Source organism: Mucilaginibacter sp. dw_454 (assembly GCF_018449775.1).
In the GTDB taxonomy this organism is placed as follows: Bacteria; Bacteroidota; Bacteroidia; order Sphingobacteriales; family Sphingobacteriaceae; genus Mucilaginibacter.
This window is the reverse complement of sequence record NZ_JAAVVB010000005.1, coordinates 351,948-367,167: the sequence shown is the minus strand read 5'-3', so window position 1 is coordinate 367,167 and position 15,220 is coordinate 351,948. Positions and strand designations below refer to the sequence as shown.

Below are 15,220 nucleotides of genomic sequence, written 5' to 3'. Positions count from 1 at the left end.
AGGCGAAGAGAGGGTGGTCCAGCGAAGCAAAGACCGGGTGAGTCCCACGCCACGCAAAACGCTTGCACATCCCCCCAAACAAAAACCGCTAAATCACCTTCTTACAAAAGACATCAACTAAAGCCTTATGTATATGCGCTTAAACAGCATCTGCTCCATCTTTGTTTTTGCACTCTTTGCCTGCGGACATTCGCAAAAGTCTGACGCGGATGCCGGCGACTTAACCCGCAAAACCTACGCGCAAGAACATATTACCGACATCAACACCGGCAAAACCACGCCCGACGAACTGCTGGCGTTTGCCTGTTCCTTAGAGGGTACGCCCTACCTATTCGGATCCACCGATCCTAAAAAAGGTTTCGATTGCTCGGGTTTTGTTACTTATGTGTTTAATCATTTCGGCATTGCAGTGCCCAGGACCTCGGTTGATTTTACGCCGGTTAATCATCCCATCAACCTCAAAGACGCCAAACGCGGCGATCTGATACTATTTACCGGCACAGACAGCACCACTAAAGTGGTAGGGCATATGGGCATCATCTCATCTATCCCTGGCGAGAAGCTGAAATTTATTCATTCTACCTCAGGGAAGGCCTACGGCGTGGTGGAGACCTCTTATTATGATTCTTATTATAACACCCGCTACGTTAAGACGATTAGGATTTTTAAGCAGAATGAGGAGAAGCCTTAGCAGTCGGGGACTCACCCCGACATCGCGTTGCTGGGCGACCCTCTCTTCCGCAAGCGGGAAAGAGGGTCGTAAAGACTTACGAAGTTTTTGAAACTTCGTAAGTCTGATAGGACATCACACCGTATGACTCGTCCCCGAATAATATTTCAAATTGATCAGATCATTCGGGATAGGCTTGCTGTTCCAACTACCGTGAATAGCCAGTGCGGTGCCCATGGCTGTTGCTTGAGCCATAGAGGCGGCATACACTTCAATTTGAGGGAAGGCTGCCGCCAGTAAATGCATAAAAACGGAGTTTTTGCTAAAACCGCCATCAACAAAAATGCGTTTTACCGGGGCGTTTTTTAACACATAATTGGTAGCTATTTTTTGTTTGTCGATGAGTTGGTGCATCAATTCGTAATAAGCTGCAATGTCTTCACCCGGCATGCTTGGGTCGTAAGGGATATTGCGATATTTGATCACGTCCTCGCCAAATTTTTCGGCAATGGCTTTGATGCCCTGATCGTATTCATGACCGCTAAACAGGCGTGATGCTTTTACTGGTTTACCTTTGTATTGGATATAGTTCAGACAATCATCTTTCAATTCTTCAGCTGTTAACGGCGTTTGATCGAACGGATTTAAACTGATGGACCAGGTACCTGTCGACAGCAATACAAATGGCTCGTTAAAGCTGGCCAGGTAAGGTATCAAAGCCGCCGAACTATCATGCAGGCCAATGCCTGCTTGATACCAACGCCCGTTAAAATAAGATGGAACTTTTCCATCAGCCGGGGCAATTGGCGCCAGGATTTTATCAAGGCCTTCTTGCTTCACCCAATTGTGATAGTCGTTTTTCCCAAAATCCCACAGCGCAGTATGGCAGCCAATACTGGTCATGTCAGAGAAAGCTTTGCCGGTTAGCAGATAGCTTAGATATTGAGGCAAGTGCAAAGCGTATTTTATTTGCTTAAACAACGCAGGTTTTTGGTGTTTGATGCGATACAATTGCAGTCCCGAGTTCAAGCTCTCCAAAGCCGGTGATGCCGTTTTAAATGCAATCTCTGCCTCATCGCCATAGGTATCGTAAAATTTCTTTTTGATGTCTTGGGGATAAGGTTTCAGGTAATTGTATAGCGGGGCTACCGGATTTCCCTCCTCGTCCAAATAAACAAAGCTGGCGCCGTAGGCCGAAAAGTTAACCGCCTTAACTTCAAATTGGTCCAGGCGGCTAACCTCATTCAATGCATCATAAACCGATTTTTTTAGCGCGTCCAGGTTTTCGCAGGCAAAGCCATCCTCGTCGGTTATTTCATTAAACCGTGCCGAGCGCTCAAATACAATGTTATAGCTTTCATCAAAAAGAAAAAGCTTTTTATTGGTTTTACCTACGTCAAAAACCGCTATTACGGGTATAGTATTCATTATAAACCTGTGGCCTGGGTTTTGTCGCCGCGTTCTTTAATCAGTCCTGCACGTACCTGCAAATCGCGGTAAACTGCGATAGGACTCAACGCACCACCCTCACGTAAACGAGCCTCTGCTAACAACGGGCGCACATCAGTACGGTAAGCGGTTTGTAAGATCTCCTGTGCTTTCGCGACATCGTTATTTTGTTGTGCGTCAATCAAGGCTTTGGTATCAACTAACAAAGCCTGCGCGTAAGCAATTTTAATAGCCTCGACAGATTGGATCAGATCTTCAATAGGATCTTTTACATTGTGCGACGCGTCGATCATCCAGCCAATACCATTGGCATGGTTCAAGCCGCGGGCGTCCATCCCTTCCACCAGTTCATTAAAGATCAGGAACAGTTGGTATGGGTTAATGCTGCCGACAGTAAGGTCATCATCGCCATATTTAGAATCATTGAAATGGAAACCGGCCAGTTTTTCTTCCATCAGCAATAAAGAAACTATTTGCTCGATGTTGGTATTGGGCAGGTGGTGACCAAGATCAACCAAAGTCAAAGCCTTTTTGCCGAGTTTAGAAGCTAACAAGTGCGATTGTCCCCAATCGCCAATGGTGGTTGAGTAGAAATTAGGCTCGAATGGTTTATATTCTATCCAAACTTTCCAATCATCCGGCAGGGCATCATAGATCTGCTGCAAACTGTCCAACGTATTTTGGAAAGCTTTGCGGAAATTCAGCTGTCCTGGGAAATTTGATCCGTCTGACAACCAAACTGAAAGCGCATTTGAACCAAGTTCCACACCGTATTTAATTACCTCAATATTATGAGCAACAGCCTGGTCGCGCACCGCTTTATCGGTATGATGCAACGAGCCGAACTTATAGCTTAACTTTTGGTCTTTCTGATCCTGAAAAGTATTCGAGTTCACCGCGTCAAAATGCAAACTGTATTGCGCTGCGTGAGCTTTGATAGCGGTTGCGTTATCAGGGATATCCCAGGGAATGTGTAGCGAGATTGAATTACTCGAACGATTCAGCGCGTGGATAGTACCCACATCGGTAATCTTTTCTTCCAGATTACGCGGCTCGCCACCACCAGAAAAACGGCCAAAACGTGTACCACCGGTACCCAAGGCCCAGCTCGGGATAGCAATATTGAAGGCGCGCAGTTTTTGCAAAACGCCATCCAGATTGGCAACATCTTCGGCCACAAAATCAAACTTGCGTTTGTGGTCTTTTAAATGCTGCTGATTATATTCATCAATTTTATGTTGTTCCATAGCGTTGGTTGTAATTGGTTCATAGTCCATAGACCATGGTCGCTAGTCGATAGTTCATTGTGATGAGGTGACTATCATTTTTTCCATGGACCATCGTCTATCGACTAAAAAATATTATCTAACAAATGCAGCGGCTACACCACCGTCCACATTCAATACGTTACCGGTAGATTTATTGAGCAAGCCACCCGCAAAAGCAAAGCAGGCATTGGCAATATCTTCAGGTAAAATGGTTTCGTTTAATAAAGTACGTTTTGCGTAATAAGCAGGCAGTTCGGCCACAGTGATACCGTAGGCTTTAGCGCGACCTTCGGCCCAGCCACCGGCCCAGATGTTACTGTCAGAGATAACAGCGTCAGGGTTAACCACGTTAACTCGGATCTTATCTGCACCTAACTCTGCAGCGTTCAATCTGCTTAAATGTAATTGAGCTGCTTTGGCGCTGCCATAGCCTGCGTTATTTGGTCCGCTTACTAAAGCATTTTTACTGACGATGTTGATGATATCGCCACCGATATCCTGTTTCTGCATTACACCGGCAGCAGCCTGTGTTACCAGGAACTGACCTTTAACTAAAACGTCATACAACAGGTCCCAGTCTTTTTCAGAATGGTCGGCTATGGATTTAGAGATAGACAGACCGGCATTGTTTACGATCAGATCCACCCCACCAAAAGCTAAAATAGCCTGGCCTACTGCATCAGCAATTTGGTCTGATTTGGTAACATCTAAAATAGCGGTAGTGTAGGCGTCTTTACCGAAAAGCTTTTTAAACTCTTCGCCGGCACCTTCCAAACGTTCGGCGTTCATATCGTTCAATACCACCACGGCGCCTTCCTGCGCAAATTTCTTGGCAATGGCTTTGCCAATACCACCGGCGCTACCTGTAACTAAAGCAATACGGCCCGACAATGCTTTTGGCTTCGGCATACGGCTCAGTTTGGCCTCTTCCAGTAACCAATATTCAATATCGAAAGCTTCCTGGCGCGGTAGTGAGGTATATTCTGAGATAGCTTCAGCGCCTTTCATGACGTTGATGGCGTTGATATAGAATTCTGCCGCCACACGTGCAGTTTGTTTGTCTTTAGAAAAAGTAAACATACCTACACCCGGGTATAAAATTACTACCGGATTGGCGTCGCGCACGGCGGGGCTGTTTGGATGTTTGCAAGTTTCGTAATACTCGGTGTACATAGCGCGGTAAGCCTCGAAAGCCGGGGCTAAACGCAATTTTAATGCTGCTGCATCGCTCAAATCTTTATCCTTACCCAAATCCAAAACCAGCGGACTAATCTTTGTCCTCAAAAAGTGATCCGGGCAACTGGTACCCATTGGTGCCAAATGGTGCAGATCGTTTGAGTTGGTGAACTCCAGCACACGTGCATCATCCGTAAAATGGCCGATCATGTTTTGTTTTGACGAGCAAAAGCCGCGCAATATTGGCGCTAACGCGATGGCTTGTTTCTTACGGCCGGCTTCATCCAAACTCTGGATTTTGGCGCCGCCAAAGATCGGGCCTTTTTTGCCATAGTTTTGCTCCAGGTATTCGGCGCATTGCTCAATTACTTCCAGGGTGTTGATATAGCTTTCGTAAGCGGTATCGCCCCAGGTAAATAAGCCGTGCGAACCCAACATAATGCCGCGGATACCCGGATTAGCATCTAAACAAGCCTTTAACTGCAGGCCCAGATCAAAACCCGGACGTTGCCAGTCAACCCAACCTATTTGTCCTTTAAATAAATCCTGCGTAATCTGTTTACCATCTTTTGCTGCCGCGATAGCGATAGCTGCATCGGGGTGCAGGTGGTCGATATGTTTGAAGGGCAAAAAGCCGTGCAGCGGGGTATCAATAGAAGGCGCTTTTGATGCCAGGTCATAAATGGTATGGTTAAATAGTTCCACCATTTCGTCCTCGAACTCCAGTCCGCGGTAAACGTTTTTCAGGTTTCTCAATCGATCTACATATAGTGCCGCTAAACCGCTTTTGGTCAGCGTACCAATATCACCACCAGAGCCTTTGATCCACATTACTTCAACTTCTGCTCCGGTTAGTGGGTCCTTTGCCTGCGCTTTGCAAGAGGTATTGCCACCGCCATAGTTAGTCAGGCGCAAATCTGCGCCCAACAGGTTTGAGCGATATATTAAAAGGGCCACTTCGTCACCGGCAAGCTTGGCAGCTGCCTCATCGTCCCATAAATAGCTTACGTGCTTGTAGTTTGTTTCTTTGATAGACATTATTGTACTGTTTGTATGTTGTTGCTTATTTTTTTGTTTCTAATACCATCCGCAAAATTGCACCTCGTATAGTTTACTCACCCGATCATCGCTTCGCTCGATCACCCTGTCTTCCGCAAGCGGGAAAGAGGGTTTTGGTATTTACCCTCTTTGCGCCGAAGGCGAAGAGAGGGTCGCCCAGCGAAGCGTAGGCGGGGTGAGTAATGCACGTCATGCATGTACGTATGTTATTTCTTTATTTCTAAAGTCGCTGTTTTTGGTTTAGCTTCTTTGTCCTTTAAATTATTACCATAGCCCACCAGGACAACCGAGGCCAGGATAGTTACGATACCAATGATTAACACCGTAAATGCTTTTTTGCTTACGCCCTTCCACTCTTTCAAGATCAGCCCCCACATATTCGCTATCAGGATGATGAACGCCATGTGCAAGATCCATGAACTTGCGCCGTTACCCAGCTTGCTCTCGCCCATGCCGTAAAAGAAGAACTGCAGGAACCAGGTTGTACCGGCTAACGCCGAGAAGATATAGTTTTTTAATAAAGGGGTTTTGGCGTTGGTATAATCGCCAAAGGTTTTGTTACGCGCATTTAAGATCATACACCAAATGAAGTTGGTGGTTAAACCGCCCCAAAGGATGATGATATAGGTAACATTGTTTTTGTACAGAAAATTTTGAGTTGGGTCGGTAATATGATGTGTTAAACGCCAAGCGTTATTGGCTGCATTGGCCATATCTGCACCGGCATCAATACCAAAAGCAAAGCAAGCACTTAATACACCAGAAACTATGGCCACCGCGATACCCAAACCAAATTTGTAATCTTTATTTTCATTTACTGCTGCACCTTCTTTATTCAGATCACGCTCTTTCAGGGTGCCTGCACGTCCGCAGATAATAATACCGATCACGCAAATTACTATCCCAATTAAAACCCATTGGCCCCATTGGTGCGATGCTAAAATGCCGATACTGTCTTTACCTTCTTTTGGAGAGAATTGGTAATAAACCGCAGGCACCAAAGCACCAAATACCGAGCATAATCCTAAGATGATCGTGCTACCTAAAGACACACCTAAATAACGCACGCCCAGGCCATAAGTTAAACCACCTATCCCCCAAAGTAATCCGAAGAAATAAGTTAATCCTAAAATGCCACCATTGGTAGCCGCAATGATATCGCCAAAATGCGGGATGGTTAACCACGCCGCAATCGGTGGAACGATGAGCCATGAAAACAAGCCGCCTACAATCCAAAAGCTTTCCCAGGCCCAGCCTTTTACTTTTTTGTAGGGGATATAAAAACTACCGGAGGCAAAGCCGCCGATGAAGTGAAAAATGACACCAAATATTACTTCCATTGTGTTTAGGTTTAGTTAGCTGTACTGAAATGATATGTGCCCGAGCCTACGTTTACGGCAGTATAACCCGCAACTTGGTCGGCTGCTTTGGCAACTGTTTTACCGCCCTCGGTAACTGCATTGTCGCCTTTGGTTGGTACGTAAACAGTAGCGGTAGTATTTGCCGGGATAACAACATCCAGCACAAAATTGCCATTCTCAATTTTCCAATGTGAGCTTGCCGCACCGTATGGGGTTTCGTAGTTTGCTGCCACATCCGTCAGGTTGCCACCTACAGTTGGTTTTATAGTGATACCTTTATAGCCCGGCTGGTCTGTTTTGGTGTCGATACCGGCAACGGTACGATACATCCAGTCGCCAATGGCGCCATACGCATAATGGTTAAATGAGTTCATACCGGCGTCTTCAAATGAGCCGTCAGGTTTTTGACCATCCCAACGTTCCCAAATGGTTGTCGCGCCCATTTTAATAGGGTATAACCATGAAGGGTAGTTTTCCTGCAACAACAAAGCAAAAGCCGCATCGGCATGGCCATATTTGCTCAAAGCATCGCACAAATAAGGTGTGCCTAAAAAGCCGGTTGTTAAGTGGTTGCCATAACGGCGGATGTTATCTGCCAGGCGGCCTGCCGCTTGCTGTCTTAAGTTTTCAGGCAGCATGTCAAACTCCAGCGCTTCATCGTAAGCGGTTTGGGTGTCTGACGAGATCAGGCCATTCGGCGTAACATATTCGTGCAGGTAAGCAGCCTTAACATCAGCCAGTAATTTGCTGTACGTTTCTACGTCTTCTGTCTTGCCTAAAACTTTAGCGGCGTTGATCAACAATTGGGTTGAATGCGCATAAAAGCACTGCGCTATTAAATATTTACTGGTTATCGCCGAAGTGCCGTCAACATCATTGTTACGGGTATAGAACAGCCAGTCGCCAAAGTGGCCGCCTTCGTTCCATAAGTTGTTATGGCTATGGTTTTTCATATAGCCAACCCAGGCTTTCATACTGTTGTATTGATTAGCCAGGATCTCTTTATCGCCATACGCTAAATACATGTTCCATGGAATAATGGTCGTAGCATCGCTCCAGCCCGCGCTGCCGCCACCGCCGGTGTCGTGGCCATTATCAAAAGCATCCGGAATAACATGTGGCAAGCTGCCATCTTTAAACTGATCTAACGCAACATCCTTCAACCATTTGGTAAAGAAATTATGCGCGTTCATGTTATAAGTAGCCGTGCGAGAGAATACCTGCGCGTCGCCCGTCCAACCCAGGCGCTCGTCGCGCTGCGGGCAATCTGTCGGGATATCCAAAAAGTTACCTTTTTGACCCCATTGAATATTATGTTGTAACTGGTTGATCAGTGGATTTGAACAAGTGAATGTACCTGTTGGCGGCATGTCTGAGTAAACTGCGGTCGCAGTGAAATCTTCCGGTTTAATATCGCCGGGATAACCTTCAATACGAATGTACCTGAACCCCTGCCAGGTAAACTGCGGCTCAAAAGTTTCCACACCATCGCCTTTTAAAATAAAGGTGTTTTGTGCTTTGGCATCGCGCAAGTTTTCGGTATAAAAATTACCTGATTTATCTATTACTTCGGCGTGCGAGATCACGATCTTGTCGCCGGCTTTGCCATGTACGCTGAACTTAACCCAACCTACCAGGTTCTGGCCAAAGTCAATCACCTTTTCGCCTTTTGGCGTGGTGAATATTTTAACAGCTTTAAAAGTTTCGTGTTTTCTAACCGGTTCGTTAACGGTTGCAATCAGGACGTCTTTGGGATAGTTACCTATTACGGCGTTTTTCCAACTGCTGTCATTAAAACCAGGCTTGCTCCATCCTTTTTGCTCCATACGATTATCCGTTACAGAACCATTGTAAATTTCTGCATAACGGACCTCGCCGGTTGATGTTTTCCAAGTGTCATCGGTAGCGATGACACCGGTGCTGCCATCGGTATATGTAATGTTAATTTGTAACAGTAAAGCAATGTCTTTACCATAAATTTCATGGCGGGTACCAATGCCATAAATGCCGCGGTACCAACCGCTGCCCAGGCTTGCGCCAACGGCATTAGCGCCTGGTTGCAACAAGTTAGTCACATCATAAGCCTGGTATTGAATGCGTTTGTTATAGCTGGTATAGCCGGGAGTAAGGTATGCATCGCCAACGCGTTTGCCGTTGATATGCGCTTCATATAAACCATGTGCGGTAATGAAAGCTATAGCTGTTTTTATCTTTTTGTTGATAGTAAATCCTTTTCTGAACAGCGGACTTGGTCTTGAAGCCTCTTCTTCGGCCGGGCTGATCCATTGCGCTTTCCAGTCGTCTGCTTTTAACAGGCCCATACGGAAGGTAGCCGGTAAGCTTTCAATTGCTTTGCCGTGATTGTCCCAAACTTTAACGGTCCAGGTATATTTTTCTGCCGATTTTAAAGGGCTGCCTGCATAGGTAATGTACATCGATTGGTCGGTGCTTACTTTGCCCGGTGCCCAAACAACGTGGTTAGCGCCGTCAACAACCTTAATCTGGTAAGCGGTCTGCATAACGTTGCGCGCCTGGCCGGCATCTAACTGCCAGCTAAAACGTGGTGCCAAAGCATCAATGCTGATAGGGTTGGGCAGGTTCTCGGTCATTAAACGCTGAACCTTTACTTGCGCCATGGTAAGCTGCGCTGCAACCAGGCCGACAAATAAAAAGAAGATTTTTCTCATTGTATTTAAAAAAGGATGTATAATTGGTATTGGCAAGTTAACAAAATTCATTTTGCTTAACTATCCCCTACTGTCCTAAGGCGATGAAAAATATCAGGGCAGAAATAACGTTGCCACTGTAGCAGTAACCCTCTTTCCGCCGAAGGCGAAGAGAGGGTCGCCCATCCGTCGGTAGGCGGAGCAGGCGGGGTGAGTCAGCGGCGCGCGTTCAAGCCGGGCGGCGGGGACTCACCCGATCATCGCTTCGCTCGATCACCCTCTCTTCCGCAAGCGTGAAAGAGGGTTGTGAAATTGGGGTTATAAAATATGTGAAGAAGTACAATGAAAAATTATCTAAAGATCATTCAGATAGACGAACACTCCATTACCCCTAAATATCTGCAGATATGTAACTCCATATTGCGCGGTATTGAGGCGGGTTTGGTAGAGAAGGATGACATCCTGCCATCTATCAATGATCTGAGCATTGCTTTGGAGGTTGCTCGTAATACCATAGAGCGGGCTTACAAAGAGCTGAAGAAATATAATGTCATCAATTCGGTTGCCGGCAAAGGCTATTTTATCAGTAATGTGCATTTTGATCAACCGATTAAAGTTCTGCTGTTATTTAACAAATTGAGCAGTCACAAAAAGATCATTTACGACGCTTTTGCCGAAGTACTGGGCAGCAACGCAGCTATCGATTTTTACATTTATAACAACAACTTCAACTTCTTCAAAAAGCTACTGACAGGCGATATCGACCATTATTCAAAGCTTATCATCATTCCGCATTTTATTGAAAACTCGACGAGCGCGCGCGCGGTGATCAACGAGTTGCCAAAGGATAAGTTGATTTTGATGGACAAGCTACTCGAAAACATAACCGGCGATTTTGGCGCGGTGTACGAGAATTTTGAGCAGGATATTTATGATGCGCTTTCGCAATTGTTGGATAAACTGAGTAAGTACCATACGCTAAAAATCATTTTCCCTGAAAATAGTTATTACTCCAAAGAGATCCTGACCGGCTTTATTAACTTCTGCCGTCAATACGCTTTCGAGTATGCCACTATCCACGAGCTGAAAAATGAAACCTTGCAACCGGGTACCGTCTACATTAATTTAATGGAGGATGATTTGGTTGAACTGGTAGAGAAAATAGTGGGCGATAAGCTAAAAATAGGGCAGGATATTGGCGTGATATCTTACAATGAAACCCCACTCAAAAAAATTATCCTGAATGGCATCACCACGATATCAACAGATTTTAAAATGATGGGCGCGAAAGCCGCGGAGATGGTACTGAATAATACCAAGGAGCATGTGGCTATACCGTTTAAGGTGACGTTGCGGGATAGTTTGTAAGGTAACGCTACAATAACAAATTCGTCATCGTGAGTGTAGCGTAACGATCTCCGGCGCGCGTTTAGAGATCGTCACGCTCGTACCTCGCTCACGATGACGTGGTAGTAATTATGCTTGTTACATTCTACAGCGCCTTACTCAACCCCTCCCATTTCACCACCCAGGATCCATCCTTCGGCCAACCGGGTTGCTGTTGATTTTTATCACCATTCCAACCCGCCGTCAACATCGCGACAGCATATAATAAGCCACCGTTTGCCGGGAAATAAGGATACGGATTGCCTCCGCCTACAAAACCATGCTCATCAAATCCAAATTTTGGTGATGGATGCAACAGCATATCTACCGCATCTTCAGGATGACCTAAACGGGCAGCGCACATGGCCATCATGGGGAAGTCCCAACCCCAGCATTTGTCCCATTGCCAAACGGCTTTTACTTTTTGATAGGTAGCTTCTATGGTTGTTAAATCCACGCCATTGCCCGGCAGTACACCATAAACGCCGACTAACGCCGGGTGCTCGTAGTTAAATTTAGTCCACATGTCCTGCATGTTTTCCCATTGCTCATACAGCCCATCTTTTTGTGGCAAAGGGGATAAGTTTTTCAGCACTTTATCCCATTCGGTATTGGGTTTTAGTTTTAACCGTTTACGCCATTTTTGGGCGATATTTAATCCGAAGCGCCAATAGGCCAGATCAAACGTTGGATTTTCGGTAGTATAAATATCGTTATTCTCAGACACCACCCGTATCGGCGGACCAAGTACGTATTGATTCCTCGTTTTATCTAAAAAGGCGTAAGTGGCTAAGAAATTAGCCGTTTGCCCGACAACGTTATTCCATTTTTTTAAAGTTGCAGCGGTAGGGTGTGCCTGGTAATCCAGTTCGGCAAAAAATATCGGGTGCGGTTGTTGCCAAACCAGGAAAGCGTGGTTCTTGTCGTCGGGCCATTCTTCGCCATTGAATAAATTTGGGCATTTTGGCCAGCGCGCGCCCAGGTAGCCTTGCAGGTGCGCCCGCTTCATGGCATATTTTAAATTGTCGTTATATACATGCAGGCTGTTATTCAATTCGGGCCAGCGGTTCCATAAGGCATTATGCGCGGCGTGCCACCAATACATTTCGTAATGGGCGCGGCCGTACCAACTGTTACTCACCAGCCCGGTTTCTTGCGGCGGATATTTACCCGATGCGTTGATCGCCATATCATATTGTGAGAGCACAATGCGTCGCTCCAACTCAAACCAGCGCGTGTCTCTACTCGCCGACAGATCAATTGCGCCGCCACTTTTCCAAAATGTCAACCAATGCGCCTCGCTGCTTGCAATTACCTGTGCAAATGTGGGTAGTTGGTAATTAATTGTCGTCTGAGAAAAATCAAATACATATTCAACTGTCGCGCTGGTGTTACCCGGCAATAGTGTATAACGATGTTGTTTTTGCTTTTCGACGATACCATTGCCCGTCCATTGGCAGGCTACCTGGTAAGAAATGCTGTCTAAAGACCTGTTAAACAAAACGCTGTTTTTACTGGTACTTTTTAATTGTGTTTGATGTGCCAACGGTTTGTTATAGTCAGAAGCATTGCTGAAATTGTTCAGGTTGCCATAGGGGAAATCGACAAACAAACTTAAGCGGCCCTCTTTAATCAGGTTTGATTCTATTTTAAAACCGATGATGTCTTTATCGCCATAGCAAGCAGTGGTCACTTTTACTTCTTCGCCCTCGATGGTGAATTTACTTTCGGCAATGCCCGTCCACAGGTTAAGGTGTTGCGAGGCGTTTTCAAAGTCTTTCACCTGGGCTATGGTACCGTCGTTTTTTTTGATTTGCATACCTATTCGACCTAAATTAAAACGATGCGGATTGCTGGCCAGCCATTTACCCATTTCCGGTTGCTTAGGGTCTTCCATATCGTAGGGTACCATACGGCCATGAGTATCCAACATGGTCTTTTTGAAAGAGGTAGCGGTAAAACCATCAGGCACTTTTACGCTGTTCCATCCCCAGTGTGAAAGGGTAGGATATCTATCGCTAAAGGTTTGCATACCCGTTGCATCGAAATTGTAAGCAATGCTGCCATTACCCACTTGCGAAGGCCCGCTCATTTTTGTGCCTTTGATGATGACGTCATGGCGGTTAACCAAAGCTTCTCGATTGATAGTCCCTGATTTTTGCTGCTGGGCTTTTGTGCTGAAGCTTGCAAAAAGTGTTAGCAGGATAATAGGAATAATAGCTCCGTTAAGGTTAAAAGACATCTTCATAATTGGCTTATCGAATTGGTTTACGATATGGGGTATTCAAATGTGCAAATATTCAGCTATATAACTGTCACCAACCGTCTGCCTGTAAAGCAATGTATCTAATTTGATACTTGCCAAAACCCGGCATAGTTGGCTATATTAGTTTGTTGAACATCAACACCAATTAGTACAACCTATATGAATAATAGAAAAAGCGGTTTTTTAAGGCTGATGTTTGGCTATGCACTTACGAGCCTGGCTTTGCTTACGGGCAATGGTGCTTACGCACAAAAAAGCATCGCAACATATTCTACCGATAAACTTGTAATTGATAAAGGCGACGCGCTGTTCGAGAAAAATTGCGCGGAGTGCCATAACTTTCGTCAGCGGGGTATCGGGCCGGATCTGGATGGTATTACTGCCGATGTTTCTTATGCTTATTTGAGCAAGTTTGTCGTCAACTCGCAAGCGGTTATTAAAAGCGGCAATAAACGCGCGGTAGCGCGGTTTACCGAGTTTAATAAAGTGCCGATGCCGGCGCACCCGCAATTTACACCTGCTGATATTAAAGCGTTATTGTCCTTCATCAACACGAAGAAAAAAGTAGCCGAGGTATATGTTAATACAGCCGATCTTGGCCCGCAGGTAACCGACCCAATGCCGACCAAGATTGCAAAAGCCGGGCTAACACTAAAGCTACAGGAATGGGCTACTGCACCAGCAACATCGACCAAGAACCCGCTTACCCGTATTAATCAGACCTTTGTTTTAAAAACCCCTAATGGCAATCGTCTATTTATGCTCGACCTGCGCGGAAAGCTCTATGAGATCAAAGACAAGCAGTTTAACGTAGTAATGGATATGGCTAAAGAAAAGCCAAAATTCATTAACGAACCCGGCTTGGGTACGGGCTGGGGTACCTTTGCTTTTCATCCTGATTTTTTAAAGAACGGGCTGATATATACCACCCACACCGAAAAGAAAGGCTCGGCACCGGCAGATTTTGCTTACCCCGACTCCATACCTGTCGCCTTACAATGGATAGTGACCGAGTGGAAAGTTAAGGACCCAACTGCCGCTGTTTTTGAAGCTACGCCGCGCGAATTGTTCCGCATGGATAATCCGTCGGCCATGCATGGTATGCAGCAAATGATCTTTGACCCGACGCTTAAACCGGGTATGCCAGACTATGGTTTGTTATACATTGATCTGGGAGATGGTGGCTCGGCCGAGACAGGTTATCCCTGGTTATGTAATGGCTCTACCCAGCCACGTGGCTCTATCCTGCGTATTGACCCGATGGGTAGAAACAGCCGCAACGGCAAATATGGGATCCCTGCAGATAACCCCTGGGCCAAAACCGGCGACCCGAATATCTTAGGTGAGGTGTATGCCCGGGGTTTCCGTAATCCAAACAAAATCATGTGGACACCTGATGGCAAAGTGCTTATTTCTGAAATAGGGTTTAACAATGTCGAAGAGATCAATATCCTGAAACCCGGACTTAACTACGGCTGGCCTGCCCGCGAAGGTACTTTTGTGCTGAGTTTTAATGGTAAGAAAAGCGGCATTTATAACCTGCCTGCACATGACGATCCAAAATACACCTATCCGGTTGCCGAGTACGATCACGACGAGGGCAATTCAATAGCCGGGGGCTTTGTCTACACCGGCAATATCCCCGTTTTGAAAGGCAAATATATATTTGGCGACATTTTGAGGGGACGCGTTTTTTATGTTGAAAATGCTGATTTGAAGTTTGGCAAACAGGCGGTGATCAAAGAGTTCGACCTGCAGTTTGGCGATCAAAAATCGACTTATGTCGACCTGGTAAAAAATAAAAAAGCCGATATCCGCTTTGGTTTGGGCGAGAATAATGCCTTTTACATCTGGGCCAAAACAGATGGCAAGATCTGGGAGATCAAAGATTGTGTGCCTAATTAACCTCCTGTCATTGC

Annotated in this window: 9 protein-coding genes; 3 read left to right on the top strand and 6 right to left on the bottom strand. The window is 45.8% G+C overall.

Annotated features, from left to right (window positions below; all coding sequences use genetic code 11):
- The first annotated feature begins 133 nt into the window (after positions 1–133).
- Positions 134–691, top strand: coding sequence for a C40 family peptidase (locus tag HB679_RS16620; RefSeq protein WP_214073135.1), 558 nt, complete (start codon positions 134–136; stop codon positions 689–691).
- A 114-nt stretch (positions 692–805) separates the two neighbouring features.
- On the opposite strand, the gene HB679_RS16615 is transcribed toward HB679_RS16620, so the two are convergent.
- From HB679_RS16615 to HB679_RS16595, 5 genes are all read right to left on the bottom strand, one after another.
- Positions 806–2,098 carry an FGGY family carbohydrate kinase gene (locus HB679_RS16615; protein ID WP_214073134.1) on the bottom strand — a complete coding sequence of 431 codons (1,293 nt, stop codon included), beginning with the start codon at positions 2,096–2,098 and terminating at the stop codon, positions 806–808.
- The gene (locus tag HB679_RS16610) at positions 2,098–3,366 is read right to left on the bottom strand and encodes a TIM barrel protein (protein WP_255547639.1); all 1,269 of its coding nucleotides are present in this window, start codon (positions 3,364–3,366) and stop codon (positions 2,098–2,100) included. The genes HB679_RS16615 and HB679_RS16610 overlap by 1 nt, the downstream gene beginning before the upstream one ends.
- Positions 3,367–3,480: 114 nt before the next feature.
- Positions 3,481–5,601 carry a bifunctional aldolase/short-chain dehydrogenase gene (locus HB679_RS16605; RefSeq protein WP_214073132.1) on the bottom strand — a complete coding sequence of 707 codons (2,121 nt, stop codon included), beginning with the start codon at positions 5,599–5,601 and terminating at the stop codon, positions 3,481–3,483.
- 227 nt (positions 5,602–5,828) lie between these two features.
- A complete protein-coding gene (gene rhaT, locus HB679_RS16600; protein ID WP_214073131.1) occupies positions 5,829–6,962 on the bottom strand; it encodes an L-rhamnose/proton symporter RhaT in 1,134 nt (377 codons plus the stop codon).
- Between the two features lie 11 nt (positions 6,963–6,973).
- On the bottom strand, positions 6,974–9,670 hold the full coding sequence (locus HB679_RS16595) for a glycoside hydrolase family 78 protein (RefSeq protein WP_214073130.1): 2,697 nt from the start codon (positions 9,668–9,670) through the stop codon (positions 6,974–6,976).
- A gap of 321 nt (positions 9,671–9,991) precedes the next feature.
- On the opposite strand from HB679_RS16595, the gene HB679_RS16590 reads away from it, so the two are divergent.
- Positions 9,992–11,017, top strand: a complete 1,026-nt coding sequence (locus HB679_RS16590; RefSeq protein ID WP_214073129.1) for a GntR family transcriptional regulator — start codon at positions 9,992–9,994, stop codon at positions 11,015–11,017.
- Between the two features lie 124 nt (positions 11,018–11,141).
- Here HB679_RS16590 and HB679_RS16585 read toward each other — a convergent pair whose 3' ends face one another.
- The gene (locus HB679_RS16585; RefSeq protein ID WP_214073128.1) at positions 11,142–13,283 is read right to left on the bottom strand and encodes a hypothetical protein; all 2,142 of its coding nucleotides are present in this window, start codon (positions 13,281–13,283) and stop codon (positions 11,142–11,144) included.
- A 177-nt stretch (positions 13,284–13,460) separates the two neighbouring features.
- Here HB679_RS16585 and HB679_RS16580 point away from each other — a divergent pair, with 177 nt between their 5' ends.
- Positions 13,461–15,206, top strand: a complete 1,746-nt coding sequence (locus HB679_RS16580; protein WP_214073127.1) for a PQQ-dependent sugar dehydrogenase — start codon at positions 13,461–13,463, stop codon at positions 15,204–15,206.
- Positions 15,207–15,220: the final 14 nt, after the last annotated feature.

Excerpts from the sequence above, each read along its gene's own strand:
- rhaT (WP_214073131.1), bottom strand. The coding sequence starts at position 6,962 with ATGGAAGTAATATTTGGTGTCATTTTTCACTTCATCGGCGGCTTTGCC.
- HB679_RS16610 (WP_255547639.1), bottom strand. The coding sequence starts at position 3,366 with ATGGAACAACATAAAATTGATGAATATAATCAGCAGCATTTAAAAGAC.
- HB679_RS16585 (WP_214073128.1), bottom strand. The coding sequence starts at position 13,283 with ATGAAGATGTCTTTTAACCTTAACGGAGCTATTATTCCTATTATCCTG.
- HB679_RS16605 (WP_214073132.1), bottom strand. The coding sequence starts at position 5,601 with ATGTCTATCAAAGAAACAAACTACAAGCACGTAAGCTATTTATGGGAC.
- HB679_RS16620 (WP_214073135.1), top strand. The coding sequence starts at position 134 with ATGCGCTTAAACAGCATCTGCTCCATCTTTGTTTTTGCACTCTTTGCC.
- HB679_RS16595 (WP_214073130.1), bottom strand. The coding sequence starts at position 9,670 with ATGAGAAAAATCTTCTTTTTATTTGTCGGCCTGGTTGCAGCGCAGCTT.
- HB679_RS16590 (WP_214073129.1), top strand. The coding sequence starts at position 9,992 with ATGAAAAATTATCTAAAGATCATTCAGATAGACGAACACTCCATTACC.
- HB679_RS16615 (WP_214073134.1), bottom strand. The coding sequence starts at position 2,098 with ATGAATACTATACCCGTAATAGCGGTTTTTGACGTAGGTAAAACCAAT.
- HB679_RS16580 (WP_214073127.1), top strand. The coding sequence starts at position 13,461 with ATGAATAATAGAAAAAGCGGTTTTTTAAGGCTGATGTTTGGCTATGCA.